The sequence below is a fragment of the Fodinibius salicampi genome, from assembly GCF_039545095.1.
In the GTDB taxonomy this organism is placed as follows: Bacteria; Bacteroidota; Rhodothermia; order Balneolales; family Balneolaceae; genus Fodinibius; species Fodinibius salicampi.
The window spans coordinates 2,501-5,608 of sequence record NZ_BAABRS010000010.1; the positions used below are offsets into that span (position 1 = coordinate 2,501).

At 55.1% G+C, this 3,108-nt stretch carries 2 rRNA genes (1 of these 2 running past the window's edge); both read left to right on the plus strand.

What is annotated here, in order from left to right:
- A 23S ribosomal RNA gene (locus ABEB05_RS17050) occupies positions 1–2,825 on the plus strand; it begins 91 nt to the left of the window's first position.
- A 109-nt stretch (positions 2,826–2,934) separates the two neighbouring features.
- Positions 2,935–3,047 (plus strand): 5S ribosomal RNA (gene rrf, locus ABEB05_RS17055).
- Positions 3,048–3,108: the final 61 nt, after the last annotated feature.

Here is a 3,108-nt window from a genome sequence, read left to right on the forward strand (position 1 = left end):
ATAAGAGCCCAGATCCGCAGGTATCCGAATGGGGCAACCCATCCCGACTTCGGTCGGGATACTCCCTTAGGGGAGGGTCACACCCGGCGAACTGAAACATCTAAGTAGCCGGAGGAACAGAGAACAAGTCAGTAATCCCCCAAGTAGTGGCGAGCGAACGGGGGCCAGCCCAAACCCGGCTGCTACGGCGGCCGGGGGTAGTAGGGCCCACAAAAGCAATCCAAGCGAAGACGAAGCGGACTGGAAAGCCGCCCCACAGAAGGTGACAGGCCTGTAGACGTAAGCGCGGTGCGCGGGTGGGATTCCCTGAGTAGGACGGGACCGGAGAAATCCTGTCTGAATTAGCCGGCACCATCCGGTAAGGCTAAATACTGGTTATGACCGATAGTGAACAAGTACCGTGAGGGAAAGGTGAAAAGAACGCCGAGAAGGCGAGTGAAATAGTACCTGAAACCATACGCTTACAAGCGGTCGGAGCCTCTCTTCGGAGGGGTGACGGCGTGCCTTTTGCATAATGAGCCTACGAGTTGCGCCTGTTGCGCAAGGTTAATCTCCTCAGGAGAGCAGCCGAAGCGAAAGCGAGTCCGAACAGGGCGAAAGTGCAGTGGGGCAGACGCGAAACCGAGTGAGCTATCTATGACCAGGGCGAAGTTCCGGTAAAACGGAATGGAGGCCCGAACCGACGGGCGTTGAAAAGCCCCCGGATGAGTTGTGGATAGGGGTGAAAGGCCAATCAAACTCGGAAATAGCTCGTTCTCCTCGAAATATATTTAGGTATAGCATCTGGCGAGCAGCATGTCGGAGGTAGAGCACTGATTAGACTAGGGGGCTTCACCGCCTACCAAATCTAGACAAACTCCGAATGCCGGCATGTGTTGCCAGGTAGTCAGCGTGGGGGCGATAACGTCCTCCCGCAAGAGGGAAACAACCCAGACCACCAGCTAAGGCCCCTAAATCCAAACTAAGTTGAACAAAGAAAGTTGGGTTGCCCAGACAACTAGGAGGTTGGCTTAGAAGCAGCCATTCCTTGAAAGAGTGCGTAATAGCTCACTAGTCGAGCGGCCCGGCGTCGATAATTGACGGGCATAAGTTTGGTGCCGAAGCTGTGGATTGCATCCGTTTGGATGCAGTGGTAGAGGAGCATTCCAGCGCCATCGAAGTCGCCCTGTGAGGGGTGGTGGAGGTTCTGGAAGCGAAACTGTAGGCATGAGTAACGATAAGAGGAGTGAGAAACTCCTCCACCGTAAATCTACGGGTTCCTGATCAACGTTAATCGGATCAGGGTTAGTCGAGACCTAAGGTGTAGCCGAAAGGCGAAGCCGATGGAAAACCGGTTAAATATTCCGGTACCACCGCTCAGCGATAAACGAAGGCGTCACGCAGAAGTGACACTACCGCCTGCTTACTGAATAGCAGGTTGAAGGAGCTAGGCTGGGAGGCAGGCAAATCCGCCTCCCGCGACGGCTGAACTCCGACAGTACGGGGAGCCTACGGGCAAACCGATAGTGTAGGTAATCTGGCTGCCAAGAAACCCGTCGTCGTTTGTTGAGTTGGTGCTCGTACCAAAACCGACACAGGTAGATGAGGAGAGTATCCTCAGGTGCTCGAGCGAATCGTGGCTAAGGAACTCGGCAAATTAGATCCGTAACTTCGGGAGAAGGATCCCCCCTCCAGGAATGGAGGGGGCGCAGTGACCAGGTCCAATCGACTGTTTAACAAAAACACATGCCTCTGCTAAGTCGCAAGACGATGTATAGGGGCTGACACCTGCCCGGTGCTGGAAGGTTAAGGAAGCCTGTTAATACCCTTCGGGGTATGAAGCGGGCGACTGAAGCCCCAGTAAACGGCGGCCGTAACTATAACGGTCCTAAGGTAGCGAAATTCCTTGTCGGGTAAGTTCCGACCTGCACGAATGGTGCAACGAATTGGACGCTGTCTCGGCCACGAGCTCGGTGAAATTGTGGTATCGGTGATGACGCCGATTACCCGCAGCGGGACGGAAAGACCCCGTGAACCTTTACTACAACTTTACATTGGCTTTAGCTGCCGAATGTGCAGGATAGGTGGGAGGCACTGAAGCCCCAGCGCTAGCTGGGGTGGAGCCGCCCGTGAAATACCACCCTTTGGGCAGCTGAATTCTAATTCCCCGAGCGGGAAGACAGTGTATGGTGGGTAGTTTGACTGGGGCGGTCGCCTCCTAAAATGTAACGGAGGCTCCCAAAGGTACCCTCAGCACGGTCGGCAATCGTGCGTAGAGTGTAAAAGCATAAGGGTGCTTGACTGCGAGACATACAGGTCGAGCAGGTGCGAAAGCAGGGTTTAGTGATCCGGCGGTTTCCGAATGGAAGGGCCGTCGCTCAAAGGATAAAAGGTACTCCGGGGATAACAGGCTTATCTCCCCCAAGAGTTCACATCGACGGGGAGGTTTGGCACCTCGATGTCGGCTCATCGCATCCTGGGGCTGGAGAAGGTCCCAAGGGTATGGCTGTTCGCCATTTAAAGCGGTACGCGAGCTGGGTTCAGAACGTCGTGAGACAGTTCGGTCCCTATCTGCTGTGGGCGTTGGAATGTTGCGGAGAGCTGCTCCTAGTACGAGAGGACCGGAGTGGACGCACCGCTGGTGTACCGGTTGTTCTGCCAAGAGCATGGCCGGGTAGCTATGTGCGGAAGTGATAAGCCGCTGAAAGCATCTAAGCGCGAAGCACGCTCCAAGATAAACATTCCCCACAGAGCCTTCTGGAAGACGACCAGATGGATAGGCGGCAGGTATACGGGTGGCAACACCTTTAGCCGAGCCGTACTAATAAGGCCACTGGCTTTTACTTATATGGCTTGCACGACCGGCTGGTCGGGCAAGTCTGCCAACACAACAACCATTACCCCTTCACCATCAGCTATCAGTAAGTCAAAGCCCAACCGGCGACGAAATTACGAGCAGGCGGGCATAGCGCAGGGGCCCCACCCGTTCCCATCCCGAACACGGACGTGACCCTCTGCAGCGCCGATGGTACTGGCCGACCGGCCGGGAGCGTAGGTCCCCGACTGCTCTTTTATTTACCAAGAGGTGATTCCCCACGGGAGTCACCTCTTTTTTTTATTAGATACAAT